The organism is Limosilactobacillus sp. (assembly GCF_022482365.1).
In the GTDB taxonomy this organism is placed as follows: Bacteria; Bacillota; Bacilli; order Lactobacillales; family Lactobacillaceae; genus Limosilactobacillus.
Genome location: NZ_JAKVPE010000001.1, coordinates 1,349,593 through 1,376,579, shown reverse-complemented (window position 1 = coordinate 1,376,579; position 26,987 = coordinate 1,349,593). Strand labels below are relative to the sequence as shown.

Below are 26,987 nucleotides of genomic sequence, written 5' to 3'. Positions count from 1 at the left end.
AGTAAGAAATGAGGAGGAAGCGCTGATGAAGCAATTAACTTTTACCGCTGAAGCCAAGCAACGAATCGCCAAGTACCTGCGCCCGGGGAAGAAAATTGTCCTGGACTTCGACGACGGGGTGGGGCCCTTTTCCGCCATCGGCAACTGCAGCCTGGACGCCAATTACCGCCTGATCTTCGTCAACCAGGGCGCCGATCTGCATGACTTTGACGAGCGGGTGACTTCCAACATTGGCGACGTCTGGATCAAGAGCGAGCCTTACGCTAACATCCAGTTTGAAAACCAGATGGAGGTCCGTTTCAACCCGAAGTACTTCACCATGCCGCTGGTTAGCCCGACGAAGGGGACGCTGACCGAGAACCTGGAAGTTGTCGACCTGACCGAGCCGGTCACCACCGAATATAGCGGAACTCATGACTGCTAAAGCCGCGCCGCCTTCCAAATGGAGGGCGGCCTTTTTGGTATAATACAGTCAGATAGGAGGAACCGAAAATGGAACGGGCAAAGGTAATCATTCACATGTATCAGTCGATTGACGGCAAGATTGATGGCGACTGGGACGGCCTGCCGGGTGACAAGGCCTCAGGAGACTTTTATGACGACATTCTCTTTAAGCTGAGCAACACCAATGCGAACGGCAGCAACACAATCGTTATGTACGCGGCACCGGGGAAGGTCGACCTCAGCCAGTACGACCCGACCGGGATTGACTACACCGATTGGTCACCGGAAAACCTGCAGGCCACGACCTGGGATGTCAGCTTTGATCGGCGCGGCCGGGCCGGCTGGGAAAAGAACTACTTCGATTATGCCGGCAAGAAGAGCCGGGCGATCGAGGTGGTGACCAAGCTGGCTGACAAGCGCTACCTGGCGTTTTTGCGGTCAATGGCGATCCCGTACCTGGTCTGCGGGGATGAGCAGATTGACTTTGAACAGGCCCTGGTCAAGCTGCGGCAACGCTTTGGCATCGAAAAGATGGTGCTCGGTGGTGGCGCCCTGATCAACGGAGCCTTTCTCAAGGCCGGCCTGGTCGATGAAATTTCCCTGGTGGTGGCCCCCTACATCAGCGGCGACGTTACGAAGAAGGGCACCTTCGACACCAAACAGGTCTTCGTCGACCAGCGCTTCCAGCTCGTCCGCGCCGATCCGCTTGGTGATGGCGGCGTCCACCTGGTATTTGCCAAGGACAATCAGTAAGTTTTGCTTAATAAAGTCGGCAAAGGGCCCTTTCCCGCCGGTGAGATGGTATGCTGAAGTCAGCACAAACCAAAGGAGGGGCCAAAATGACAGAACAAGTATTTACCAAGAAAGAGTTAGCCAAGTTTGACGGCCAAAACGGCCAACCAGCCTACGTGGCGATCAAGGGGACGGTTTATGACGTGTCCGCCAAACCCGCTTGGCAGGGTGGCAAGCACCACGGCAACCTGGCCGGGCGCGACCTGACCGCGGTCCTGGTTGAGAAATCGCCCCACGGTGAAAGGGTATTGAAGGGCCTGCCGGTCGTCGGCAAGCTCGCGGAAGAATAAAAAAGGAGCCTCGTCGCTGGAGAAAATCCGGTGACGGGGCTCAATTTTATTATGGCTTTAATTAATCCTTGGCCAGCGGCTGACCTTCGACGTCGACGTCATCCTTCTTCAGGATGAAGAGGGCGTAGATCCCGGCGATCAGGGTGATCCCGGAGATTACCAAGAAGGTGTGGCTGTAGCCGATGTGGTCACGCAGGTTACCAAGTGGAGTCGAGAAGATGATCTGACCAACCTGAGCAGCAATCTGGTAACCGACCATGTAGAGGGTTGCGGAAACCTTGGTATCAAAGTGCAGGGTGAAGTAACGGAAGAGGCCGAGGGCGAAGCAGGCGGTTTCAGGGGCGTGGAGCAACTTGATGCAGGAAACGCCGACTGGGTTGGTAACCAGGCCACAGCCCCCAATCCGGACAACCATGATGGTGATCCCGACTAAGAGAGTCCGCCGAACACCGATCTTCTTCATCAGCCATGGAACACAGGCCATCATGATGGCTTCCAGGAAGACTTCGACGGAGTTCAGAACCCCGTACATCTGTTGACCAAGGGCCTTAGTTGCGAAGAATTGGGTGAAAAATTGCGGGAACATCTGCTGATCGAAGACGGTGTAGAATGTCCAGGAGAAGATGATGTAGATGATGATTTGCCAAAGGGCCTTCATCTTGAAGACGCCGAAAATTTCCTTCAGGGAAGCGGTGCTGCTTTCCTTAGCGTTTTCAACCTTGTTTTCGTAGGTGTCAATCGCCTTAGCGTTCTTTTCGGGGTGGACGAAGACGAGCAGGAGGAAGAGCAACAGGGCAATTCCGGATGAGAGCCAGAAGACCAGGTATGGGCTAACGGTGAAGAGGAAACCGGCCAGCAGTGCGGAAACCGCGTAACCGAATGAACCCCATGACCGTGCCTGACCATATTCGAAACCGTAGCGCCGACTGATCCGCTCCGTGACGGCTTCAAAGGTTGGTGAAGCGGCCAGGAAGGCGAATGACAGGTAGAGGGAACCGAGGAAGGTCCCGAGATAGAAGTTACTGTGGAGCAGTGGTGCGTAGACCCAGGTGAAGAATGGGCCGAGCAGCATTTCCATGACGGCACAGAAGATCAGGAGGTGCCGCTTCAAGCCGAGCCGGTCTTGGATGGCACCGTAGACGAACATCAGGACCAGGGTGATGGCGGAGTTGAAAGAGTAGATCGTCCCAACCTGGGCACCGGAGAAGTGCAGGGTGTTAGTGAGCCAGATCTGGAAGAAGGACCACCAGATTCCCCAGGCAGTGAAGAATAAGAGAATGTTTAGCGAGTCAAACCGATAAAAAGGGTTTTTGAATAAGCTGTGCTTTTTCATTAGTGTGCATCCTTTCGTCAGAATTAGCGGAGAGATTTTCTAAAAAAGATAATTGCTTTACGGTTTGAATTGTAAGCGGTTTTTCTCTGGATGTCAAACGTTTATCAAAATTTCTTAAATAAAAAAGTCCGCGGAGGCGTTTTCCTCCCGGACTCTGCTTAATTTGGCAAAGATACTAGACAAAAAGCGCCGATAAGCCAAAAGAACAGCCAACAAACCGCGAGTCCACTTTTTTACTCGCCTTGTTAACTGTTCTCCAGTAATTTATTTTTATAAGTTTGGATCCATCTTGAAGGTCAATTCGGAAAGCTCCGTGCCGTCCGTCAGGAGCTTGAAAAGCAGCTTCTTAGTCTTCTTGTGGTAGTGTTTGGCGATCTTGTGGTTTTGTCCAGTCAGGTAAGTGGTCAGCTTGGCGCCATCCAGCTGACTGGCCTTGGCATCAACCGCGGCGATCTTGCGCCGGGCCCATTCGTTGAGCTCTTGCTGGAAGTCCTCGTCATCCTCGGCGAACTCGCTGTAATGACTTTCGACCACCATGGCGAGGGCCTCGTTCAGCCAGAAGGCGTTCTTTAGCTTCATTGTCTTCGGGACCTTCCGGTAGGAGGCGTCGGTGTCATCCGCATTGGCAAAGAATGGCGTGTAGGCGCAGAACGATGGCACCCCGAATTCGACCCACTGGATTGCGGCGTGCTTCGGGTTGACGGTGTTTCGCATCTGCAGGATGTGGGATTGAGCGGTTCGGGAGAGCGAAATTGCCCGGTAGACCTTCTTGTCATGATCGCTGCCCTCACCGAGTGGATCGTACTTGGTTTCGTTGTAGTGCGACTTCAGCAGGTACTGAATGTCTTCGACAGAAATCTTGCGTTCCGGCTTGCGGATGAATGGCATGTCGGGGGATTCAGGCGTCTGCCCGGCGCTTGCCAGGGGGCTCAGGTAGCGTTGGGCAAACCAAACCCGCGGCGTGTTGTAGTGGTGATCCTTCTTGGTGTTGGTGCCGAAGATGTGGCGGAAGTTCCACTGATCGTCGTCCGGGTTCAGATTGTGCTCGTCGACAAATTCACGGATGCCGTCGGACCACATGTAGTTGTCTGGATCATTGAAGTCGATTTGCTCGATGGCGATTTGGTTGGCGGCCACCGCGTAACAATCATCCGGAATGCGGACGGCGACCCAGTGGTGACCGGTGGCGATTTCCATGTACCAGACGGAATCGCGGTCGATGAACTGAACGCCATTGCCCTCGGCGGAACCGTATTCGGCGACTAGTTCACCCAGGCGCTGGACCCCTTCCCGGGCGGAATGAATGTAAGGCAAGACCAGGGTGGTCATTGAATCCTCAGCCAACCCGTTTTTGATGTGGGGGTCATAGGCCAGGACCCGATCGTTGGCGTAGACGCTCTCGGTCGCACTTTCACCAACGTTGGCCGAGTTGAAGCCGTCTTCTTCGTTCGGCCCGGCCGATTGATCAACGGATGGGGTAGCGGTGTAGCGCATTCCGCTCTCCGGCAGCGGGACCGTCAGCTTGTTATAGGCCGAAACGTAGGTGGCGTGGCGGTCGTGGACGGCGGGTTGGACCAGGAAGCGCTTGGGTTCAATCGCCTTGACCCGGTCCTCATTCCGGGAGATGAAGGTCGAACCGTCGATTGAGGCGAGTTTGCCGACCATGATGGAGGTGCAGGCCGAATTTCGATAACGTGTCATAGATAACCATTTCCTTTCTGTAGTTTCCAAACGTTCTAACTCTATTCTACTCTTTTCGGGATTGAAAAATGCACGATCAAGGTTGATCGTGCATTAATCTTAATCTTCAGTAAAGTTGAATTCATCGGCGTGCCGCAGGGAGTAGCCAAAGTAGACGATCAGGCCGAGGGCAATCCAGATCAGGTAGGTCAGCCAGGCCTTGACCGAGATGCTGACGAGCAGGACCAGGCAAATCAAAATTGACAGGACCGGCAGGATTTTCCCGTACGGAACAACGAATGGCCGCTTCAGTTCTGGATAGCGGTAACGCAGAATGATGACAATCAGCGAGATCAGCATGAAAACCATCAGCGAGCCGATGTTAGCGATCAAGGCCAGGTAGTGGAGGTCGAATTCCCCGGCGAACACGGCCGCGGCAAGCCCGACCAGCCAGATTGCCCGGTTGGGGCTCTGGGTCTTGGAGTTGACAGCGGCGAGGCCCTTCGGCAGGAAACGGCTGCGGCTCATTGACTTGAGAATGTTGGAACCGGCGTAGATGAACGCAAAGACCACCGCCATGATGCCGAGCACGGCCCCCAGCGAGACGATCTCGGCGACGACTTCGTGACCTTGACTCAGCAGGACGTAGGACATCGCCTCGGAAACGTTGAGCTTCTTGTAGGGCAGGACCCCGGTCATGACCAGGCTGACCAGGATGTAGAGAGCGGTCGAAATGGTCAGGCAGAGCACGATGGCCCGGGGGATCGTGTGGCCGACGTCCTTCGCATCCTCAGCCGAGGTCGCCAGGGCATCAAAGCCCAAAAACGAGAAGAAGACGGCCGAGGCACCGGTGAAGATCCCCTTATAACCATAAGGCAGGAAGGGGTGCCAGTTGGCTGGATTGACGTGCCAGACGCTGACGACGATGAAGAGCAGGATGATGAAGAGCTTGACGCCGACCAGGAAGTTGTTGACCCACTTGCTTTCGCTGGTTCCGCGGGTCAAAACGATGGTCATCAGGATAATCATCAGGACCGCCGGCAGGTTGACATAGCCCCCGGCCGCCGGATTGACGAGAAACTGGTGGGGAAGCTTAATGCCGAGAACCTCCAGGAACGATTGGACGTAGCCGGTCCAACCATTCGCCACGGTGGCCGTCGTGGTAACGTAGACCCCGATCAGCGTCCAGCCGGCGAGGAAGGCGACAAACTTACCGATTGCGACCCAGGCGTAGAAAAAGGCACTCCCGGAGTTGGGCAGGCTGGTTGTCAGTTCGGCGTAGCAGAGACCGATCAGCCCGCTGGCGAGGGCGGCGATCAGAAACGAGAAGACGATTGCCGGGCCGGAATCCTCGGCCGCCACGATCCCGGTCAGAACCAGGATCCCGGTCCCGATGATGGCCCCGATACCAAGGATGGTGAGGTCAAAGAGCCCGAGTGTTTTCTCGTGTTCAGTTTTTTGCAAATTGGGACTGTTTTTCATAAAAGTGAATCTGCTATATAAAACGTGAACAAATATCATCATTTGTGATTTGATCATATTTGCGAAGGAATATAGTTTTCCTTTCTTAATTTTATTTACTACCGTCAACACCAGTATTCCGATATTCCAACTAGGGAGTAATCACATTGACCGGCTCTGATAGCTTGAAGGGTGTAGCCCACCCCATAGAAATATTTACTGTACTAAAGCTAGAAGATTGAGCACCGCATTTTGATCACGATCATTATGGTAACCGCATTGATAACAGATATATTCGTTATGCTTAGTGTGGTGCTTAACATTACCTTGTAGAGTAATCTTATCTTGACCCGTTTTAACATGACCGCACTTAGCACAGCGCTGGGTGCTGGGATAATGTTGATCAGCCAGAACTAGCTGTTTCCTATACCATTCGGTTTTATAGGTTAGAATTTGCCGGAACTTACCAAACAGGGACCGCTGCAGGCCTTTAGAAGCGACATGACTCATCTGCATCTGCTTAACCGCCAGATCTTCAATCACGATCGTGTCGTAGCTGTCAACCAGGTTCGTCGTAAACTTTTGCAAAATATCATTTTGAATGTTCGCTACCCGCCGATAATCACGTTGCAGCTTGGCTTTCGTCTGCACGTAATTATTACTGTGGTTAGCGAACTTGCCATTCACCTTGCGTTTACGCGCCAGCACCCGCTGATAGTGCTTGATGCGCTGGTAAAGTTTTCGCAGCCGCTTCGGTAGGATGTTGACCTCGCCCGCGGTGTAGTTAAAGTGCCCCACGTTAACGTCAACGGCCGTACTTTGACCAGTCGATGGGTTTTGACGCTTCCTGAACCTCAAACGGTAAGGAAGCCCAGTATTTGCCGTTTTCCCGGTAAACTGAAACAACCTTCAGCTCTCCCGCCAGGCTTTGAGCGCCCTTAAAAGGCAGGTCGTAATTGCCCTTAATTCCGCGGGGCTTATCTAACCGTAACTTGCCATTGACAATCTTGGCGCGGTCAGTTTTGAAGCCTTGGCGGGGTGCACGCTTCGATCTGAAATGTGGCTTGCCCCAATCAGGCTGACTTTTGTCGAAAAAGTTCTGCCAAGCTTTTCCCAGATCAGCGATTGCCAATTGTAAGCACCGAGCTGATAATTCGTATTGCCAGTCCGCTTTATTAGCAACCAGCTCGTTCCGGACCTTATAGGCATTTGGGCGAAGCTTCTTGTTACCCATAATCAGTGACTCGTCATACATGTCATTCCATAAGGTCAGTCCATGGTTCCAGCAGTAACGTCGATAATCACACAAAGCATCAAGAACTTTTTTCATGGTTGCGTTGGGATACAGACGCACTTTTTCCGTCCTGAGCATTATTTCCACCACCTTTCAAAGATTAAACGTCATTCTTTATCTTATGACACATCTTCAATTGGTAGGCATACGCTCAGCAATCATCTTGGATTCACTCATTTTCGGTAGCATAATATCACCTCACGTTTTAGCCTCCAGTAATATTATACTATTTTTGATAATATTTAATGATTTATTTGATAATCATTAATCAGCTCCCTTAAATTTGGCGAATGCGATGGTGAGTTTGCTGATAGCGATAAATTGGCACGCCTGCTAAGGTAATCAGGACCCCGATCAGGGTAATCGCCGGTTGGGTAAAGAGCGTCGTCAAAATGATGAAGACGCCACCCAGCATGGCGATGATGGGTACCAACGGGAAGCCGGGAACCTTGTATGGCCGCGGGAGATCGGGCTCCCGCCGGCGTAAGATAAAGACCGCGGCAAAGCAGAGCATGTAGAAGAACCAAATGACGACCACCAGCATGTTGGTGATGGTGTCAAAGGTCCCGGACAGAATCATCAGGACCGCCACGATGAACTGCAGGCAGCCACCGACCCAGGGCACGCCGCCCCGGTTGAGTGCCCGGAAAGCACGCGCAAACGGCAGGTAGCCGAGGTAGCCCATCACGTAGGGAACTCGAATCCCGGTCATCGTAAAGCCGTTCAGTGCTCCGTAGACCGAAATCATGATTCCGATTGTAATAATTTTACCACCAAGGGGGCCGAAAACAATATGGGCCACCCGGGAAGAGATGTTCAGGTCGGCCGCCACGGTTCCCAGCGGAGCCACGTAGAGAAAGGCGAGGTTAATCAGCAAGTAAACCACGGTGACCAGGCCAAGCCCCAAGAAAATGGCGCGCGGCAGGTGCTTTTTAGGGTTCTTCATTTCACCCGCCATTGTTCCGACGTGGATCCAGCCGTCGTAGGCAAACATCGTCGCCAACAGGCCACTGCCAAGGGCGGTAAGGAGGTGCTGGCTGGGGCCGGGAGCGACTGGGAAGAGGCGAAACTGCGGATCCCCGGGGTGGAAGAAGCCGAGGACGACGATCGCGACGACCGGGATCAGTTTGACCACCAGGGCGATCGAGGAGACCAACCCACCGGCCTGAGCACTGATAAAATTGGTCAGTAAGACAAGGAGGGTAACGCAGATACCGACGAGGGGCAGCCAGCTGTCGTCAAGGCCAAAGAGGTCGACAAACTGGGTGGCAAAGGCGATTGCGGCCGCGGCCCACTGGGCGGGAAAGTAAATTAGTGACTGGGCCCAGCCGGCTAAAAAGCCCCAGAAGCTCCCGTAGGCCTTGCCGATGTAGAGGGTCAGTCCGCCGGTTTGAGGATAGGCCGCCGCCAGTTCCGCCGCCGTTAAGCCAGCACAGATGGTGATAATTCCGGCAAGAAACCAGGTGAAGGTCGCCAGGCTAACGGACCCGGTCGCCTTGGTAACGGCGGGAACCTTGAAAAAGATTCCCGAGCCGATGACGGTTCCGGTAACGGTCGAGAGGGCCGCGAAGAATCCCAGTGACCGAGTTGGTTGCTGCTGTGACAAGATGTCCACTCCTTTAAACGCGTTTTCGTAGATTTGTCGATAAAATCGGCAGAAAATGCAAAGTAACTCTTCTATTATAGTTAGTCTGCCGGCAAAATAATAGCCAAAAGCAGTGAATTGTGCATTATGGTTAACACGGAGCGGAAAATAATCGTAAAATAGAGGGTATCTAGTTATTAAAAATTAGCAGAAAGCTGGTTAAGACCATGAGCCAAAAGAAATTAGTCGTTATTTCCCTTGATTCGCTGGGCTTTCGCGACCTCGACGAATTGTGGGACCTGGTTCCCAATATTTCCCGGGTAATAAATCGGGGAACCTGGGTGAAGCGGGTCCGGGGAATTTTCCCAACGTTGACCTACCCGTCCCACACCTCGATCATCACCGGTCAATACCCGGCCGTGCACGGGATCGTCAACAACACCAAGCTCCAGCCGCGGCGCCTTTCGCCAGACTGGTACTGGTACCGCAAGGACGTCAAAGCAATGCCGCTATATGACGTTGCCCACCAGGCGGGACTGACCACCGCGGCTTTCCTCTGGCCGGTAACGGCGGGTAGTCAGATTGATTACAACCTGGCGGAAATCTTTCCCAACCGAATCTGGACCAACCAGGTGCTGGTTTCGCTGAAGGCCAGCTCGCCCTACTTCCTGATTCAGATGAACCACCGCTACGGCAAGCTGCGTCACGGGATCAAGCAGCCCTGGCTGGACGACTTTATCACGGCCTGTGCAGTTGATACCCTGGAGAACAAGCGGCCGGACCTGACACTGATCCACCTGGTTGACATGGACAGCATGCGCCACCGCTATGGCGTCCGGTCACCCCAAGCTAAGGAGGCCCTGCAGCACCTCGATGGCCGGGTAGCCCGCATCATTGCCGCAACAAAGCAGGCGGGAACCTTTGACCAAACCAACTTTGTCCTGTTGGGGGACCACTACCAGATCAACGTTTCCAAGATGATCCACCTCAACATGCTCTTTGCCCATCACGGCTGGCTGTCGCCGTTGGCGGGGAAGACGACCTACCGCGACAACTGGCAGGTGACCGCCAAGACCTGTGACGGTGAAACCTATGTCTATACTCGAGGCAACGTCAATCTTGGCCAGTTAAAGCAGCTCATCGCCGGAGTCGAAGGAGTTGAACACATCTATGACGGGGCGGAAGCCGTCAAGCTCGGTGCCGATCCGCGGTGTACCTTCCTGATTGAGGCCAAGCCGGGCTACTACTTCACCGATGAGGTTAACCGACCGGCAATCGTAGAGGACGTCGATCCGGCGACGCTCGGCACTCATGACCGTTACCACGGCGTCCACGGCTATGGGCCGAGCCAGCCGAACTACTTCACCACGGCTGTTTTTGCCGGTCCCGATGTCAAGACTGGCGCAACGGTGGCGGGGGCACACCTGGTCGATGAGGGGCCGACCTTTGCCCGCCTGCTGGGGTTACACTATCCGGCGCCCACTGCTGGCCAACCGATCGACGGGATTTTCAGAAAGTAAGGTGTTTTCGTGAAGTTTACTAAGCAACAATGGCAATGGATCTTCTATGACTGGGCCAACTCCGGCTACGGGATCCTGGTGGTGACGGCGGTCCTGCCGGTCTACTTCAAGGCGGTGGCTCAGCAGGCCGGGGTCAGCAGCGCCGATTCCACCGCTTACTGGGGCTATGCCAATAGTTTTGGCACCCTGGTGGTTTCCCTTTTGGCGCCGCTGCTGGGGGCGCTGGCGGATTACCCGAATGCCAAACGCCGGTGGCTCAACACCTTTACCTGGCCGGCCATCATTTTGACACTGGGCCTGGCGCTGGTGCCGACCCAGCACTGGCAGTGGCTGCTGATCCTCTTCATCTTGTCAATTATCGGCTATTCGGGCGGGAACCTCTTCTATGACAGTTTCCTGACCGACGTGGCGGACAATCACCAGATGGACCTGGTCTCGTCCACCGGTTACGGCATGGGCTACCTGGGCGGGGTGATTGCCTTTATCGTCTTTCTGGCGGCCCAGCTGACCAACGGCTTTGGTGGGCTCCTCGATAGCTACGGGATCGGCAAGTTCAGCTTCGTCATTGCCGCGGTTTGGTGGGTCATCTTTGGCTGGCCGCTGCTCCGTCACGGCCAGCAGCAGTACAGTGTGGCGGCGGTTGATAATCCGCTGAAGGACAGCTTTCGCCGCTTAGCCCAAACCTTCCGGCACATCCGCCAATACCGGCAAATTTCCTGGTTCTTGATTGCCTACTTCTTCTACATTGACGGGGTCGACACCATTTTCACCATGGCAACCTCGATCGGAAAGGACATGGGGGTCAACACGACCATGCTGATGCTGGTCCTGCTGGTTGTTCAGTTGATTGCCTTTCCGTTTTCACTCCTCTACGGTTGGTATGCCCGGCGAACCTCGAATCGGACGGCTCTTTTGACCGGGATTGTGGTCTACCTCTTCATTTGCCTGTACGCCCTGCGATTGAAGACGATGTTTGACTTCTGGTTTCTGGCAATTCTGATCGGGACCAGCCAGGGTGGCATCCAGGCACTGAGCCGGTCCTACTTTGGTCAGCTTGTGCCTAAGGAATCCAGCAGCGAATTCTTTGGTTTCTATAACATCCTTGGCAAGTTTTCGGCAATCCTTGGTCCGGTAATCGTCGGCGTTGTCACCCAGCGGACCGGCAAGTCAACGATTGGTGCCGCCTCCCTGGGGATCCTTTTCTTGGCGGGATTGGTAATCTTCCTGTTGCTGCCGCGGCTGAGCCGGAAGGGGGCAAACGCGGATGACTAAAATCGATGACCAGTTTATGCGTGCGGTCCTAAACGTCGTCGACATTATCCCGCTAGGACGGGTTGCTACCTATGGGCAAATTGCCCGCATCATTGGTCGGCCCCGGAACGCCCGCCTGGTCGGCAAGGCCCTGGGCAAATCGGGTGGTTATGGCAAACATCCCTGTCACCGGGTCGTAACGGCGAACGGCCGACTAGTGCCCGGCTGGGTCGACCAGCGCCCGATGCTGCTGGCGGAAAATGTCCCCTTTAAAGACGAGACCCACGTCGATATCAAAAAATGCCACTGGCAGGGGATCTGACAGTGACATTACATAGTTATAACGTGGTAAAAAGCGAGTTCTTAGTGTCCAGCTACGGAACTCGCTTTTTATTATGCCTTGATGGTGCCATCGAGGTTGAAGAGCGGCAGTTTGGCAAGGAAAATGATGTCGTTGCGCTTAGCCGCATCACCCTCGGCCAGGATGGCAACCTTGCCCACAACCTGGCTGCCGGCCTTCTCTAAGAGGGTGGCAGCCGAGTGGATGGAGCTGCCGGTGCTGATGACGTCATCAACAAGGAGCACCTTTTTTCCCCGAAGCTGCTGGGCATCCTGACCGTCGAGGACCAGTTCCTGCTCCTGCTTGGTCGTGATTGAATTGACCGACTGTTCCAGCGGATCGCGCATGTAGCCCTTGACCGACTTGCGGATGACGAAGGAGCGGGGATGTTTCGTGATGAGGCTGAGGTCGTGGGCGAAGGGGATCCCCTTGCTTTCCACCGTCACGATGTAGTCGAACTGTGCTGGCAGCTTCGGCTGAATTAATTTAGCAGCGGTTCGGGACAGTTCGTCGTCCCCGAGCAGGACAAACGAGGCGATGGCTGTGTCGGCGCTGATCGGAATAATCGGCAGCTTGCGCGTCAGTGAACCGAGTTTTAATTGATAATAATTTGTCATCTTTTTCTCCTTAAAGGCCAAGCAGCGGCAGAACGAATTTCATTGCCCCGCCGGCCAGCAAACCGGTGAATGGGTCGACGAGGGCGGTAATGACCATTGTGGTGGCGGCAATCAGCTGCTCCTTACCGGCCAGGGCAGTCGCGGCGTTTTCCGGGAAGGTCACGAACAGTCCTAACACCAGCAAGAAGCCGGCGATGGAGCTGCTGGGGACGTACTTCCCGATCTTGGGCAACCAGCCGACGAACAGAATCACGGCCATGATCAGCATCATTAAGATCCCAGCAACAACTGGCTCCGGGGCACTCGCCGTTGCGGAGATGATAGTTTCAACCGGGGCACCACCGAGCAGGCTGGTTCCCATGTCGGCCAGGGCCTGGGAAGAGGTCAGCAGGTTCAGGTTCACGGGGTTGGGCTTGATGCCGGTCATTTGCCCGGTGATCAGTCCGTACGAGAGGTTGGCCCCGATGTTTAGGCAGGCCAGCCCCAAAGCCCCGCGCAAGATCCGCAGGTTGAACATTGGCTTGGTGAAGATAAAGCGCCGGACGGTGACGGCCTTGGGCAGCTCGTTTTGGTAGTGTTCGACGACGACCGCGAAAAGGCTAGAGAGAATTACGGACAGGCAGATTGTCCAGACCAGGTCCTTGGAAACCAGGTAGGTGACGACGGCGACCGCGATGGAGACCCAGCCGGTCCAGCCGTGGCCCTTGCTCATGTTGAGGGCGATCTTGGCCAGCATAATGCCGACGCCGGCCATCATGGCGGTGATGATGTGGTTGCCAAAAACCTGAACGATCTTGGTCAACGTGCCGGTCAGCCCGATGATCAACATGATGATGGAACCACCGAAGATGATCGAGGTGTACTCCCGGGTGTTCTTACCAAGGTTGCCGGTCAGGGCTAATGATTCGGCCTGAAAAGAAACTGGGGCGACGGAATTAAAGGCGAAGTTAATTCCGGAGACTAAGAGAAATGAGAACGTTGTGGGAAAGACGGCAAAGCCCAGCCCCATCGCCATGATCCCCTGGGGAATCCCGTTGAGGACGACGCCAAGTGCCGCCATAATATCCGCAAACCAGTGCATGTGAACCTCCTAAACACGAACGATTGCAACTAAAATAAAAATATTGTTTACTTTCAATTCGATGATACAAAGAAAAGTTCACAAAATCAAATACTATTTTGGAATATTTTAAATTAATGTTCGTATTTTACGAAGAGATAATAAAAACGCGGCCGCTTTGTGCTCCGCGTTTGATAGATTAACTTCAGCCAAGCTTTTCCGGTTCGCCAATTGCAAAATGGGCGCTGAGGGCCACGATGACGAAGATCACGGCCATCGCGGTGACGCCGGCCCAGCCAAAGTGCGACCAGGCGTCGATACCGGTCAGGGTCCCGATTGAGCCACCGAAGAAGTAGGAGAACATGAAGATTGAATTGTTACGGCTATTCTCGGTCCGGCTGAGCGACTGGATGATCGCCTGGTTGGTGACCTGGCTGAACTGGGTGCTCAGGTCAAGGACGATGATGCCGATGACCAGGGCCACCATTGAATGCTGAAAGGCACCGAAGATCAGGTAGGCTACGATAGCCAGGATGATGCTCGTCACGATGTTTTGCTTTGGCGAGTAGAGATTAACCATCCGCCCGATGAAGGGGGCCGCAAAGATCGCGACAATCCCCAGCAGGCCCATGCTGCCCGCGACGGCCGACCCGTAGTGGAAGCGACTCATCAAGAGGAAGGCCAGCGTTGACCAGAAGAGGTTGGCCAGCCCGAACATGGCAAAGCCGTTGACGGCCGAGCTGCGCAGGTAACGGTACTTTTTGAGTAGCTTGGGCAGGGAGGCCAGCAGCTGGCCCAACGAGATGTCTTGCCCGTGCTCGCGGGGGTCGTTCGGGACCCACTGGTGAATCAAGATCAGCAGCAGGAAGTTGAGGACGGCGGCGATCAGGTAGACCATGTGCCAGCCGAGGGCGGCGGCGATCAGGCCGCTAAAGGTTCGGGCGAAGAGGATCCCGGTCAGCATTCCAGAGATCATGACGCCCAGGATCGGCCCCTGTTTTTTGAGGGGCGTCAGGTAGGCAACGTAGGGAATGATGATTTGGCCGCCGACCGAGGTCAGCCCGATCAAAACGGAGGCCAGGGCAAAGATGACCGGGCTCGGGGCCCAACTCGCCAGCAGCAGTGAGCAGATCGAGATGGCCTCCATCACTTGCAGAAAGCGGTAGCGGTTGAACATGTCACCGAGCGGCACCACCAGCAGGAGCCCGAGGGCGTAACTGACCTGGGTCAGCATCGCGATCACGGCGGTCTGGGACTGCTTGATCTGATAGCTGACAGTAATCACGTTTTCGATCGGCTGGATGTAAAACATGCTGGCGACGATCACCCCGACGCAGGTCGCCAGAAAAATCACCTTGTAGCGTGGCAATTCAATATAGTTATCGTTCAATTTTCTCACCCCATTTAAGATACTTGCTTAGTTTACACCCGTAAACTAAGCGAAGCAAAAGTTTTTAACTGGAGTACACCCAACTAAAAAAGCGGTCGTATCGAACCGCTTTTCGGACTCGATACGACCGCTTCGTTAAATTTATGAATTAGTTTTCTTCACGGGAGTAGGATGCAATATCAGCGAGGATTTCGTTCATGAAGGCATCCTGGCTCATTTCGTTTTGAGCCTTTTCACCGTACTTCCGCACGGAAACGCCATTGCCCTTCATTTCGTCGTCACCGACAACCAGGGTGTATGGAACCTTCTGGGTCTGGGCTTCACGAATCTTGTAGCCCATCTTTTCGTTCCGGTGGTCAACAACGACCCGGATGTTAGCAGCCTTCAGCTTCTTGGCGAAGTCATCGGCGTAGGCACCATGGGCATCCTCGTTAACCGGGATGATGTGGACTTGTTCAGGAGCCAACCAAGTTGGGAAGGCACCCTTGTAGATTTCAGTCAGGTAGGCGATAAACCGTTCCATGGTGCCGACAACCCCACGGTGGATCATCACTGGCATGTGTTCCTTACCGTCGTTACCAACGTAGGTCAGGCCGAAGCGGTCAGGCAGCATGAAGTCCAGCTGAATGGTGGACATGGTTTCGTCGTTGCCCAGAGCAGTCTTGGTCTGGATGTCCAGCTTTGGACCGTAGAAGGCAGCTTCCCCTTCAGCTTCGTAGTAGTCGAGGTTCAGATCGTCCATGGCAGCCTTCAAGAGGGCTTGGGAACGTTCCCACATTTCGTCGTTAGCGTAGTACTTCTTGGTGTTCTTCGGGTCACGCAGGGAGAGCCGGAAGCTGTAGTCGGTGATGTCAAAGTCCTTGTAGACGGACATGATCAGCTTCAGGATCTTGGCGAATTCGGACCGGATCTGGTCGAGGGCAACGAAGGTGTGGCCGTCGTTTAAGGTCATTTCACGAACCCGCTGCAGACCGGAGAGGGCACCGGACTTTTCGTAACGGTGCATCATCCCAAGTTCGGCAATCCGCAGTGGCAGATCACGGTAGGAACGGATGTGGTGCTTGTAAATTTGGATGTGGCTTGGGCAGTTCATTGGCCGCAGTTCCAGCATTTCGCCGTCACCCATGTCCATTGGTGGGAACATGTCGTCACGGTAGTGTTCCCAGTGACCGGAAGTCTTGTAGGCGTCCAGGTTCATCAGGACTGGGGTGTAGACGTGCTTGTAACCGTCGGCAACTTCCCGGTCGATGATGTAACGTTCGATCGTCCGCCGAATCGTGGCACCCTTTGGCATCCAGTATGGCAAACCGGCGCCGACCTTTGGATCAACGAAGAAGAGGTCAAGCTGGTTCCCGATTACCCGGTGGTCACGTTCGCGGGCTTCCTGGCGCTTCTTCAGGTCGTCGGCCAGGTCGTCCTTCTTGAAGAAGACGGTCCCGTACAGCCGCTGCAGCATTGGGTTGGAGGACATGCCCTTCCAGTAAGCACCGGCAACGGAGAGCAGCTGGATGTTCTTCACAACGTCACCGTAAACCAGGATATCCTGGTCGGCAACGGCCTTAACGTCGCCGAGTTGGTACATGGCAACCTTGCCATCCTTAGCGGCTTCCTTGATCAGGGCGTTGGAGTACTGGTCGTCGCCCGCTTCGGCCAGGGCATCGTCCAGGTCCATTTCGACGAATTCAACCTTGGCGTCGTCCTTAGCCAGCTTCTTGATTGCATCTTGAAGTGCTGGCAATTCGTCGACGGAAACCTGTTGATCGTCCTTATCGGAATCAACGTGGAAGCCGTCTTCATCGGCAACGACTTCACCGAGCCGAATGCCCTTGAATTCCTGCTGTAATGCGGCCTTGAGCATCAGTGCAGATAACTTCCGCAGGGCCTGTAAACTTTCTTTTGAATCGCGATCGATCTTTTCAACGGATCCATCTGGTGACATAACTGCAACTTGAGCCATATGTATCTCTCCCTTATAAAAATTAAAAACGTCCCTAGCACCTACGTTTGTAAGCGCTAGGGACGTTAATTATCAATAGTTAGCGTGGTTCCACCCATCTTCAGGACGTACTAAAAAAACGTCCTCTCCATGGTGTGGTAACGGACACGACCCGATCGGCCTTATCTCGGCCGGTAATCTTAACAAGGTGGTACAACAATGCCAAAACCTCTACGGTACTTCCAGCCTAGGTACCGACTCCCTGTTAGAGGATCAACAATGTGCATATCCTTCGATTGCTTTTGATTATAGCACGCTTTTGATCCTTCGCAAGGGCTAATTGAAAATTATTTTTGTTGCGTATTAGTGCCGCCTTGTTGACCGTTAGCAGGCTGGCTCGAAATGGTGCCCGTCGTCTGGGATGACTGGTGGTTAGTATTCGTGGACGACTGCTGGTTATTGTTGCTTTGCGGTTGCTGGGTTGTCGTTGAGCTTGAGTTTTGCCGACTAGTGTTGTTGTCGGTCGTCGACGTGCTGTGCTGGCTCGGCTGGCTGGTCGTCGTGCTCCGGCTGGTGCTTGGCGTCGAAGAGTAGGTGTCGGAGACGTCGTCATTCGTGTAGTCCTCGCTGCTGGACGACTTGTGGTGTTTATGTTTCTTCTTGTGACTGCTGCTGTGCTTCTTCTTGGAGCTGGTAGAAACCGTGGTCTCGTTGTCGTTGCTGGTGTTGACCGGGTTCTGCTGCTTGACCATGAAGACAATGATCATGACCAACAGGATTGCTAAGAGGATTGATAGCAGGATCTTGAAGGTGCGGTGGCCGCCGCGCTTCCGTGGCTTTTTAGGACGGGGGGATTTGTGCCCGGTCTTGCTAGCGGTGCTGGCGTAGCGGCGTTCGTCTTCCTGTTCCTTGCGTTTTAAGTTGTCAAAAATTGATGAGCGTTTCTTTTTCTTGGTGCCGGGCTTCGGCGTGTCGTAAAGCTCCACCCGGGTCAGGCGTTTTTTGTTTTGATCTTGGTCGTTGTTCAATGTGTTCACCTCATCCAGAACAATTAAATTACTACAGGACAATATTATATCATGATCTAGCAATTTTAAAACGCCAAAGGAGGATTGGCAATTTGCCAATCCTCCTTAGTTTAATTCGTTAATCTTTCTTATAACCCTTCATGGTTGATTCGTGCTGACCAAAGCCGTTCCCCTCAGCGGCAAAGCGCTTGTCACCGCGGTAAAGTTCGACACAGGTCCAGATCAACAGGGCCAGGATAACTACGATCGAGGCGTAGGCCAGGATATCCGCGGTGCCCTTGGACCAAACGCCGAAACCTTCGTAGGTGGAAGGCAGGTTGTAAAGGTTCAGGAAGGTCAACGCAATGACTGACAACCAGCCACAGAACTTGACCCAGCCACGGTTCTTGAACTCACCCATTTCAACCTCACTGTTAGTCATCATCAGTAATGGCAGCATTGAGAATGGCAGGGCAAATGCCAGGAAAACCTGCGAATTTTCCATCAGCATATTCAGGGCAGAGTGTTGCTGGATCTCGGATTCACCACTCGTCAGGCCGACACAAAGCAGCACGGGGACAACGGAGATCAACCGGGTTACCAGCCGCCGGGCCCAGAGTGGCATCTTCATGTGAACGAACCCCTCCATGATCACCTGACCGGTCAGGGTCCCAGTGATGGTGGAGTTCTGCCCAGATGCCAGCAATGCTACGGCAAACAGGGTTGAAAGGACTCCAGACTTGGCAACCGCAATCAAAATTGGGTTAGAAAGCATCGAAGTGTTGTTTAATGCCTCGTAAAGGCCGAAGAAGGAACTGTCCTTGACGGCACCGTACTTGAAGACGGCAACCCCCATGATCAGCAGCAGTGAGTTGACGATGAAGGCCAGGGACAGCTGAATGTTGGAGTCCCAGGTCGTGAACCGCACCGTCTGGCGAATGCTGTCGAGGTCGTCATGATCGATCTTCCGCGTCTGAGAAATTGCGGAGTGCAGGTAGAGGTTGTGCGGCATGACGGTCGCCCCGATGATCCCGAGGGAACCACTCAATGGGGTGATGCCGCCGACGTTAGGGCTTTGTGCGATGGCCTTGGTTGATGGTAACAGCCCCATAAATGCAGCTCCCCAATCAGGGTTGGACAAGGCCACTTGGTAAGCGAAAACAAACAGAATGACCAGGATCAAGCAGGCAACGATAGCCTCGATCTTCCGGAACCCGATCTTCGTCAATAAGAGCAGTACTAAAACATCCAAAACCGTAATGAAAACGGACGGAATTAATGGAATATGGAAGAGCAGGTTCAGGGCAATCGCTGCCCCAATAACTTCGGCAATATCGGTTGCCATGATAGCAAATTCTGTCATGATCCAAAGAACAATTCCTAATGCTTTACCGGTCCGTGCCCGAATTGCCTGAGCGAGGTCCATTTGACTCACGATCCCGAGTTTAGCCGCCATGTATTGAAGCAACATCGCAATCAAACTTGAAATCAAGATGGTAGTCATTAGGGTGTATTGGAAACTTTGTCCACCGGTGATTGAGGTTGACCAGTTACCAGGGTCCATGTACCCGACGGCAACTAATGCACCAGGACCAGAGTAGGCAAATAATGTTCGCCAGAATCCCTTTCCCTTAGGGACTTCAACGGTGCCGTTAATTTCTTCTAGAGACTTCCCGTTAGCATACTCAATCAAGCGGTGCTTACGGTGCTGATTTTTTGTGTTATCCACGCCAAATCCACCTTTCATCTTATTTTGTTAACCCGGTTGACAACCAAAATTAACTTAATTCGAATACTTTGTTAGGCTAACATAAAAATTTATGCAATGCAACTGAAAACCGCCGTCATAACGGCTTTTAGCGGCCCATTTAAAAGGCGGAAATGGTGACCGTTGACGGGTGGAAAACGGTTACGAAGTGGTCTTAAACAAATTTTAAAAATATTTTGGACATACAAAAAGCACCCGTCAAAAAGAACGGATGCTAGATGATTATTTCATCATATTAGTCTTCAGCAGGTAGTGGTGACCAGCCGTGATGTCGTATTGAACAAGCTGGTAGTCATGCCAAAGCTTCTTTTGGTGCTTGGTAAACGAATTGTACGTGACCACCTTGCCGTGCTGGTTAACGTATTCCGGCGCCGAGTTAAAACTGTTGGTCCCGTTTTGCTGGGTACTCAGCGCGTAGGCTGGCAACTGGTGATAGAGCATGGTCAGCATGGCCTGGTAAGGGGTAACCTTGGCGTTCGTCTGCTCGGCGACCATGGCGGTGAAGTCGTTCGGCGCCACGTAATGGGTGGAACGGGTCAGCCGCTTGGCCCCTTGGCGCTGGGCAGCCGGGTTGGAGTAGATGAAGTAGTCGGTCTCGTGTAATTTAAGGCCGTCCTTCTTCATGCTGTTCCGGTAAATGCCGGGCAGGTGGTCCCCGTAGAAGACCAGGGTGATTGGCCGATTAATCCGGTCGATCTGCTTGATAAACTTGGCGACCGCCTTGTCGGTGTAATGGATGCCGACCGCATAGTTGGCAACCTGCTTAGGGTCCGTGCCGTTGCCGACCGTGGCCTTGAAGTAGTCGGTCTTGCTGTCCTTATAGAGGTTGTTGTACGGCAGGTGGTTTTGCATCGTGACTAGGTTGATGAATTGCGGACCGTGGTGGGCGTTGAGCTGGTCGAGCGTGTTCGCATAGGCCGTCTCATCCGACATATAGGTGTTGTTGTCGATCGTCTTCTGGTGGCGAATCGGGTACTTCTTGCTGCCGAGGTAGGAGAACTTCTTGAAGCCAAACTTTGGGTAGTCGGTTCCCCGGTCATAGAATTTCTTGGAGTAAGGGTGGATCGCCGCAGCGTAGTTGAAGCTCTGGACGATTGTCGGATTGTGCTTGAGAAACGGTACCAACTGGGTGTACGGCGTCGAAAGGGTCTGAGCGAAGTTGCACATTGCAAAGCCGGTCAGGGTCATGTATTCCATGTCGGCTGTCCCGCCACCGTAGCCGGAGCTGATCATGATGCCGGACGTGGTCTGCTTCTTGATGTGCTGAATTCGTGGAATTGGATTGTGCCGCAGTGAAACACCCGGAACCCGGGTCGGATTGGCAAAGCTCTCACTCAGGTTGAAAATCACCGTTTGATCTCTTAACCGCGTGGTCCGGTGGACGTTGATCTTCTTGGCGGCCTGGGCATATTCTCGGCTGATCCGGGTCATCGCGGCTTTGGAGTAGCCTTGGGGCTTTTCCATGATCGTGATGTCGACATTGTTTAGAAACTGGACGGTCGGGCCGTTCTGTTTGGCACCGACGGCCTGGTGGATGAAGTGCGGTTGATCGTCAAAGCCGGTCATCAGCGTCTGCATCCGGGAGTTGTGGTGGTTCCAGAAATTGGAGCTGCCAAAGGCACAGACGGCGAGGACCAGCCAGAAGATCCGCCACGGCCAGGACAGGCGTTGGGCACGACGCCACCGTTCAAGAAGAATGATGGCGACGATAACGGCGACGATGCCAATGCCTGCGTAGATGAGCAGGTGGTAGTCGATCATCTTGAGCAGGCTGTCGAGGTCGTCGATCATTGCCAGCTCGGACGGCAGGATCGGTTCGTTACGCAGATCCATTTTCTGGATATTGGCGACGATCCAGATGGCGTTGAAGAGCCCGGTGAGCAAGAGGGCTAACCAGTAACGATTGGTTAGCGCCTGGAGGGCTTTAAAAGTCAGAAAAATCAGCACCAGGGTGACCCAGAGCATCGACTGCTTGACGAAGTGGGACTGGTTGCCCATGTAGTAGAGTGACAGGTCGGCGAAGACGTAGGCCGTTGCCAACGCCAGCCAGGTTGGCCATTGGGAAGCAAACCACCGACCAACCTGCCGACCGAGTTGTTGCAATTGTCGGTCGGGCGTCAGGGAGTGATCGGTGTTCCAGAGCCGGTCAATGCGTTGGCTGATGTGCCATGGCCCCTGTAGCTTTTCGGCTAGGACGGGACCGTAACCGGCAACGAGGAGGCCGAGGATGGCAAAGGCCACGATGATCACTGCACGAAGGACCGGTGAGCTCGTTTGAGCAGCTATGCGGGCGCACTGCCCGGTGGCCACCTGGTCTCCAAACAGCACGGCTAATCCTAACAGGAAGAAGTGTGGCCGGTGTAGCTGGCTCACAAAGCGGGTCAGTGGCTGACGGAGCAGGAGAAAGCAGCCGAGTGCGACCATGACCATGGTAAAGGAGGTCGGAACGGTAAAACGCCCCGCGGTGACCATGGTTTTGTGCACCTGGAAGGAGGCGTTGGGCATCATGGCGACTAAGAGGGTGTTAACTATTAATGCCAAGCCCAGCCACTTAGCGACGGTGCGCCGCTTGAACGGTTGACTGGCGCCGAGACTCCCGAGCGCCATGACCAGGAGGTAAAAGGTGACGGAATTGCCCTTGAGCAGGCCGAAAGCATCCTGACTAAAGAGCGTCGTTGCGATCAGCGGCAGAAAGAGCACGGCCATCCAGAGCATAGCATTTGACTGGGCTTTTTGTCGCAGCCACGGGAGAACCACGGCGCCGATGATCACGGCCGTGGCGCTGGGTGCCAGGTTGCGGCTGATCGGCAGCAGGCTGTTATAGAGATTATGGTAGTCAAAGTGATTGAAGCCCAGCCACTCTATCAGCAAAACTGTCAGGGCCAGGGCAACCAGGTAGAGCCACATTTTGACCGCGGTGGCGACCGGCTGCTGACGGCGACTCAAAACGTCACCGCTGACCAGTAGACATAGTAAAAAGAAAATAATTGTCAGGCTATGGCTAAGCTGTAGGCCAACCATTGACCAGTTATTGGTCTGGGAATAAAGTTGGCCCAGCTGAGGCAGCCACAGGATGGCATTGGTGGCCCAGCCAATTGTTAGGAGGGTAAAGGACCACCAGGCACGAAGATGTTTCATTAGTTCAAATCTCCTCAGTAATTAACAATTCATTGAATTAGTATACCGCAGATTGGGAGGATGGCGAATAGGTAAAGTTGACACGGTGTCACCAATGCGCTTATACTTTGTGGTGACATGGTGTCACTTTTTAAATAAAAGGAAAGCAAGTGATAAAGGTGTTTCTTGCACTAAAAGAAATCAAGCACGAGAAGTTCCGCTACGTCCTAATTGCGGTCATGATCATGTTGGTCTCCTACCTGATGTTCATTTTAATGGGGATGATGCTTGGACTGGCCAATGAGAACAAGGTCGCCATCAACTCCTGGGGAACGCGGACGGTTTTTCTCAATAAGAATGCCAACGGCAGCCTGAGTCAGTCGATGATCACTCAGGCACAGCTTCCGCAGAAATTGAATCGGCATGAAGCGCTGGTCGGTCAGACGCCGGTTGTCCTGACGCGCGCCACGGGTACTCATAAGCATAAGCAAAATGCCCAGTTGATTGGCCTGGATTCCCGGCAGTTCATTGCCCAAAAGCGCCTGCACCTGGTTGCGGGCCGTCAAGCAAAAAATGATCGTGAAATCGTGGTGGATCAGGGACTGCGGGCCCAGGGCTACCACCTGGGCGATCGGGTCCGCCTAAACGATGGCGGTCAGTCATTTAAGATCGTCGGCTTTGCCAAGGATGCCAAGCTCAACGTCGCACCGGTGATCTATACCAGCCTGGCCAACTGGCGGAAGCTGCGCGGCGTTGGCCCTGCCGTAGTTGCCAGCGGGGTCGTGGCGGATCAAAACGTTAAGGGGAGCGCCTTTCCAGGACTGAGTCGGTTAACGGTCAAGCAGTTTATCAACAAGCTTCCTGGCTATACTGCCCAGAACAATACCTTTACCTTTATGATCGCCTTCCTGATGGTGATCTCCCTGGTGATTATCGCGGTCTTTCTTTACATCCTGACGATGCAAAAGATGGCCAACTATGCCGTACTCCGGGCGCAGGGGATTCCTGCCCGGCACCTGGTCAACGCTACTTTAGCTCAGGCGGCCCTCTTGATGTTCTGCGGGGTCATTGGCGGGATCGTCTTTACTTGGATTACCCAGCTGCTGATGCCAACCGAAGTGCCGATCCTGATGAGCTGGCCGGCGATTGCCGGAATTGGGCTGGCGCTGGTTGCCCTGGGGATGGTGGGCGCCTTGCTGCCGGTTAGGATGATCCTCAAGATTGACCCGGTCGCGGCGCTAAACAACTGAAAGGAGCTGATTAATATGGCGGCAATTGAACTAACGAACGTCAACAAGGCCTTTGGCGCCGGGCTCAGCCGGGTTGATGTTTTGCATAACGTTAATTTCAGTGCGGACCTGGGCGAGCTGAATCTTATACTCGGGCCATCGGGATCGGGGAAGAGCACCCTGCTGACGATCATTGGCGGCCTGCAAACACCGGACAGCGGCACGGTGCTCATTGATGGGCAAAATTTGGCTGAGCAGTCACCCAAGCAGCGTGACCAGCTGCGGCTGACGACGATTGGTTTTGTTTTGCAGTCCTATAACCTTCTACCCTACCTCAACGTGGTGGATCAGTTTAAGCTGGTGGACCGGGTTAAAAAGCAGGGTAACCTGACCCAGGAAGAATTAACCACGCTCTTGAAGGAGCTGGGAATTGACCAGCTCCTGAATCACTATCCGGGAGAACTCTCCGGGGGCCAGAACCAGCGGGTGGCCCTGGCACGGGCGCTGTACGCCAATCCACAGATCATCCTGGCTGACGAGCCAACGGCGGCCCTGGACAGCGAGCGGGTGAAGGCGGTTGGCCGGCTGCTGCGGGAAATGGCCACGGCCCACAATAAAGCGGTAATCGTGGTCACCCATGACCTGCGCCTGCGGGAGTTTGCCGATCACACCTACCAGTTGTTAGATGGCCACCTTCAGGCCGAGTGATTATTTCCCGGGAAATTTTAATAATTCTTAAAGAGCGGTAGCGGTGAATGCACCGACTGGCGGTAAGTTGTTATAATTAACCTTATCTAGTACAAGTAGGGAGTTAAAGGAGAAAGCAATGGCCTTTTTAGAATTAAAAGATATCCATAAGTCATACTACCTGGACAAGCAGGCTTTCCCAGTTTTGAACGGAATCAGTCTTCGCTTTGACCGGGGGGAGTTTGTTTCGATCCTCGGTGAGTCCGGTGGTGGGAAATCAACCTTGATGAACATTATCGGTGGCCTGGATCGTAACTTTACGGGGGAGGTCCTAGTCAACGGGCAGCTGCTTGACCACCATAAGGAAAAGCAGCTGGATAATTACCGTCGTTCCACGGTGGGCTACATTTATCAATCCTACAATTTGATTTCCCACCTGACGGTTTTGGACAATGTTCTGATTGCCCTCGACATGACCGACCTGGACCGTGACGCCCGAAAGAAGCGGGCCCTTCAATTGCTCGACAAGGTGGGACTGGCCGACCAGGTTGACAAGCACCCGAACCACCTCTCCGGGGGTCAGAAGCAGCGAGTGGCGATCGCCCGGGCGCTGGCCAGCGATCCGCAAATCATCATTGCCGACGAACCAACCGGGGCCCTGGATTCGCAGAACACCCAAGAGGTGCTGGCCCTGCTTGATAACATTGCTAAGGACGGTAAGCTCGTGATTGCCGTGACCCACTCCCAAGAAGTTGCCGACCACGGGACCCGGATCGTTCACCTGGCGGATGGTAAGATCGACGGCGACCAGCAGCTCCGGCCGACCTATCCGTTGCCAGAGCATCCCACTCACATTGCGGCCCGGGTGCTGCCGGCAGCGGCGAGCTACCGTACGGCCTTTAAGCACTTGATGTACAACTTTTGGCGTAACTCGCTGATCATGCTGGGGACGGCGATCGGGATCTTCGCGGTGATCCTGTTTAGCGGCCTGGGCAACGGGATCAATGGCTATATTCAGGACCAGGTCAACAGCCTGGCCAACCCACGGGCGGTGACGGTCTTCCGTAACGTCAGTGGAAAGAAGATGAGCCAGGACCAGTTGCGGTCATCGATGCAAAATATGTCGGCTGATCCGCAGTCGATGTTCATCAGCCAACACAACATTGACCGCCTGAAGAAAATGAAGGGCGTCTCGACCGTTGAACCCGGGGTAATGGTGCCGGGCTTCCGCCTTTCCTATAAGCAGCTGCAGCAGAGCGGGACCAACCTGACCACCTGGAACCACTCCATCACGACAAATTCGATCAAGAAAGGCCACCGTCCGGGGAATAATGAAATTTTGCTGACCAAGCAGCAGGCCATTCAGCTGAGCAGTGCTAAAAAGTACCGGCAGCTGATCGGCAAGAAGGTCCACCTGTCGTTTACCTGGGTTGATAAAGCGGGTAAGCCGGTCCAGATCGCCGGTGACGTTCGGGTGAGCGGAATTGCGGACGGGGCCAGTGCTTCGACCGCGCTGAACGCGACAACAATGAAGAACCTGCTGAAGTCCGGGGGCGGGACCACTACCGCCAACTATGCAGCCGTCATCGTGAAGAACCTTGACCAGGTCCAGACGGTTGCCAACCGGATCGACAACATGCGCGATAATAACAACAAACGTGTGCTGGGCGCCATTACCGTTGGCTCCGTCCTGAAGACGGTCAACACCTATGTTCACCTGGCCTCGACCGTTCTGGCGGCTATCGCCGGAATTTCGCTCCTGGTATCCGCGCTGATGATCATCGTGACGATGTACATGTCGGTTTCCGAGCGGACCAAGGAAATTGGGATCCTGCGTGCCCTGGGTGAACGAAAACAAGACATTCGGCGCCTGTTCACCTCCGAATCAATACTGATCGGCCTCTTTTCGGCTGTGCTGGCGGTGGTGCTGGCACTGGTCGTGACCCTGATTCTCAACCACGCCCTCTACGGCCTGATTAAGTACAACATCGTGCAAATCACCGGTGGCAACATTATCTTTGCCTTCGTGATTGCCATCGTCATTTCGTTCATTGCGGCCCTCTTGCCAGCACGGCGGGCGGCCAAGCTGAACCCAATTGATGCCCTAGCGGCAGACTAAATTAATTACAGTTAAAGCATCCCAGTAGGGTCAATGCTGATTCTACTGGGATGCTTTATTAATTGGT

At 54.0% G+C, this 26,987-nt stretch carries 20 protein-coding genes and 1 pseudogene; 9 read left to right on the top strand and 12 right to left on the bottom strand.

The window, feature by feature from the left end:
* The first annotated feature begins 25 nt into the window (after positions 1–25).
* The 3 genes from LKE23_RS06425 (at position 26) to LKE23_RS06415 (ending at position 1,526) form a co-directional block, all read left to right on the top strand.
* Positions 26–424: an iron-sulfur cluster biosynthesis family protein gene (locus tag LKE23_RS06425; protein WP_291976522.1), complete on the top strand. Its 399-nt coding sequence runs from the start codon at positions 26–28 to the stop codon at positions 422–424.
* Positions 425–492: 68 nt separating this feature from the next.
* Positions 493–1,197: a dihydrofolate reductase family protein gene (locus LKE23_RS06420; protein ID WP_291976521.1), complete on the top strand. Its 705-nt coding sequence runs from the start codon at positions 493–495 to the stop codon at positions 1,195–1,197.
* Between the two features lie 86 nt (positions 1,198–1,283).
* Positions 1,284–1,526 (top strand): cytochrome b5 domain-containing protein, encoded by a 243-nt coding sequence (locus LKE23_RS06415; protein WP_291976520.1) that lies wholly within the window; start codon positions 1,284–1,286, stop codon positions 1,524–1,526.
* A gap of 61 nt (positions 1,527–1,587) precedes the next feature.
* On the opposite strand, the gene LKE23_RS06410 is transcribed toward LKE23_RS06415, so the two are convergent.
* From LKE23_RS06410 to LKE23_RS06390, 5 genes and pseudogenes are all read right to left on the bottom strand, one after another.
* On the bottom strand, positions 1,588–2,859 hold the full coding sequence (locus LKE23_RS06410; RefSeq protein ID WP_291976519.1) for an MFS transporter: 1,272 nt from the start codon (positions 2,857–2,859) through the stop codon (positions 1,588–1,590).
* Positions 2,860–3,129: 270 nt separating this feature from the next.
* Positions 3,130–4,560, bottom strand: coding sequence for a C69 family dipeptidase (locus tag LKE23_RS06405; protein ID WP_291976518.1), 1,431 nt, complete (start codon positions 4,558–4,560; stop codon positions 3,130–3,132).
* Positions 4,561–4,659: 99 nt separating this feature from the next.
* Positions 4,660–6,021 (bottom strand): APC family permease, encoded by a 1,362-nt coding sequence (locus tag LKE23_RS06400; RefSeq protein WP_291976517.1) that lies wholly within the window; start codon positions 6,019–6,021, stop codon positions 4,660–4,662.
* 195 nt (positions 6,022–6,216) lie between these two features.
* A pseudogene (locus LKE23_RS06395) lies at positions 6,217–7,372 on the bottom strand (RNA-guided endonuclease InsQ/TnpB family protein).
* A gap of 199 nt (positions 7,373–7,571) precedes the next feature.
* Entirely contained in the window at positions 7,572–8,900 is a 1,329-nt protein-coding gene (locus tag LKE23_RS06390; RefSeq protein WP_291976516.1) for an APC family permease, read from the bottom strand.
* A gap of 206 nt (positions 8,901–9,106) precedes the next feature.
* Between LKE23_RS06390 and LKE23_RS06385 the strand changes: the two genes are divergently transcribed.
* Genes LKE23_RS06385 through LKE23_RS06375 form a run of 3 tightly spaced genes read left to right on the top strand, consistent with a single transcriptional unit; the run spans position 9,107 to position 11,972 of the window.
* Positions 9,107–10,399, top strand: a complete 1,293-nt coding sequence (locus LKE23_RS06385) for an alkaline phosphatase family protein (RefSeq protein ID WP_291976515.1) — start codon at positions 9,107–9,109, stop codon at positions 10,397–10,399.
* Positions 10,400–10,408: 9 nt separating this feature from the next.
* Positions 10,409–11,671, top strand: coding sequence for an MFS transporter (locus LKE23_RS06380; RefSeq protein WP_291976513.1), 1,263 nt, complete (start codon positions 10,409–10,411; stop codon positions 11,669–11,671).
* A complete protein-coding gene (locus LKE23_RS06375) occupies positions 11,664–11,972 on the top strand; it encodes an MGMT family protein (RefSeq protein WP_291976512.1) in 309 nt (102 codons plus the stop codon). The genes LKE23_RS06380 and LKE23_RS06375 overlap by 8 nt, the downstream gene beginning before the upstream one ends.
* A 71-nt stretch (positions 11,973–12,043) precedes the next feature.
* Here LKE23_RS06375 and LKE23_RS06370 read toward each other — a convergent pair whose 3' ends face one another.
* From LKE23_RS06370 to LKE23_RS06340, 7 genes are all read right to left on the bottom strand, one after another.
* Positions 12,044–12,607, bottom strand: a complete 564-nt coding sequence (locus LKE23_RS06370; protein ID WP_291976511.1) for a phosphoribosyltransferase family protein — start codon at positions 12,605–12,607, stop codon at positions 12,044–12,046.
* Between the two features lie 10 nt (positions 12,608–12,617).
* The gene (locus LKE23_RS06365; protein WP_291976510.1) at positions 12,618–13,688 is read right to left on the bottom strand and encodes an NCS2 family permease; all 1,071 of its coding nucleotides are present in this window, start codon (positions 13,686–13,688) and stop codon (positions 12,618–12,620) included.
* 184 nt (positions 13,689–13,872) lie between these two features.
* Entirely contained in the window at positions 13,873–15,066 is a 1,194-nt protein-coding gene (locus LKE23_RS06360; protein ID WP_291976509.1) for an MFS transporter, read from the bottom strand.
* Between the two features lie 139 nt (positions 15,067–15,205).
* Positions 15,206–17,014, bottom strand: a complete 1,809-nt coding sequence (gene thrS / locus LKE23_RS06355) for a threonine--tRNA ligase (RefSeq protein WP_291976508.1) — start codon at positions 17,012–17,014, stop codon at positions 15,206–15,208.
* 326 nt (positions 17,015–17,340) lie between these two features.
* Positions 17,341–18,021: a hypothetical protein gene (locus LKE23_RS06350; protein ID WP_291976505.1), complete on the bottom strand. Its 681-nt coding sequence runs from the start codon at positions 18,019–18,021 to the stop codon at positions 17,341–17,343.
* Positions 18,022–18,139: 118 nt separating this feature from the next.
* Complete coding sequence (locus LKE23_RS06345; protein ID WP_291976504.1) at positions 18,140–19,747, bottom strand: Nramp family divalent metal transporter; 1,608 nt, start codon at positions 19,745–19,747, stop codon at positions 18,140–18,142.
* A gap of 243 nt (positions 19,748–19,990) precedes the next feature.
* On the bottom strand, positions 19,991–22,906 hold the full coding sequence (locus LKE23_RS06340; protein WP_291976503.1) for an LTA synthase family protein: 2,916 nt from the start codon (positions 22,904–22,906) through the stop codon (positions 19,991–19,993).
* 158 nt (positions 22,907–23,064) lie between these two features.
* Between LKE23_RS06340 and LKE23_RS06335 the strand changes: the two genes are divergently transcribed.
* The 3 genes from LKE23_RS06335 (at position 23,065) to LKE23_RS06325 (ending at position 26,920) form a co-directional block, all read left to right on the top strand.
* The gene (locus tag LKE23_RS06335; RefSeq protein WP_291976502.1) at positions 23,065–24,135 is read left to right on the top strand and encodes an ABC transporter permease; all 1,071 of its coding nucleotides are present in this window, start codon (positions 23,065–23,067) and stop codon (positions 24,133–24,135) included.
* A 15-nt stretch (positions 24,136–24,150) separates the two neighbouring features.
* Entirely contained in the window at positions 24,151–24,822 is a 672-nt protein-coding gene (locus tag LKE23_RS06330) for an ABC transporter ATP-binding protein (RefSeq protein ID WP_291976501.1), read from the top strand.
* Positions 24,823–24,940: 118 nt separating this feature from the next.
* Positions 24,941–26,920 carry an ABC transporter ATP-binding protein/permease gene (locus LKE23_RS06325; RefSeq protein WP_291976500.1) on the top strand — a complete coding sequence of 660 codons (1,980 nt, stop codon included), beginning with the start codon at positions 24,941–24,943 and terminating at the stop codon, positions 26,918–26,920.
* The last annotated feature ends 67 nt before the right edge of the window (positions 26,921–26,987 follow it).